Origin of the sequence: Aureimonas sp. SK2 (assembly GCF_029813115.1) — a bacterium.
GTDB lineage: Bacteria > Pseudomonadota > Alphaproteobacteria > Rhizobiales > Rhizobiaceae > Aureimonas.
This window is the reverse complement of record NZ_JAPZDS010000066.1, coordinates 1-733: the sequence shown is the minus strand read 5'-3', so window position 1 is coordinate 733 and position 733 is coordinate 1. Positions and strand designations below refer to the sequence as shown.

The following is a 733-nucleotide window of genomic DNA, read 5'->3' as shown; positions in this document are numbered from 1 at the left end:
CGGAACGGGGAGCAGGTCACCTTCACCCGACGCTTCGGCGTCTTGTTCCGCAGTTGCAGGCCGAGATCCCTGTAGATCCGATAGGTTCGCTTGATGTTGCCGGCCCAGCCCTCGCGCCGGAGCAGCACGTGAACGCGACGCCTCTCAGCGGTTGCAAGCAATCGCCTGTCGGCCAAGGGGATATTCGTAGCGGACCCGCGTCATGCAGATGTCCTTGATCCGAGCTGCCAGGCCCGCCGGATCGAGACACCCCATTCCTTGCACGTCTCCGCCACCAGCTCGCGTTTGCGACCAAGCCTCACAGTTTGTCAGTGGATGACGTCCTGCAGCATCTCCTTGTCCAACGACAGGTCCGCGACGAGCTTACGAAGCTTCCCGTTCTCGTCCTCGAGCTGCTTCAGCCGCTTCATCTCCGTCGGCAGCAGGCCGTCATACTTCTTCTTCCAGTTGAAGTAGGTCGCTTGGCTGATCCCAGCTCGCCGGCATATCTCGGCGACCGGGATCCCATAAGATCCCTGCTTCAAAATGAACGCCTTCTGGGCGTCCGAAAACTTCGATGCCTTCATCGTTCTCCGCTCCTCCCGGCCAAGGGATGCTACCGCGGAAAACTCCAGTTCAGCACAATCCAGTTTTTCGGGAGCAGATCACGGCCAATCAACGAGGGCCCTAAGCTCCCATTCAACACCACAACCCGCCCGGGCTTGCGCCGCGGGCGGGTTGTGGTGTTGTGAGA

The 733-nt window shown here is 60.4% G+C and carries 1 pseudogene; it reads right to left on the bottom strand.

What is annotated here, in order from left to right:
- A pseudogene (locus tag O5O54_RS22235) lies at positions 1-566 on the bottom strand (transposase); the annotation flags it as partial.
- Between the last annotated feature and the right edge of the window lie 167 nt (positions 567-733).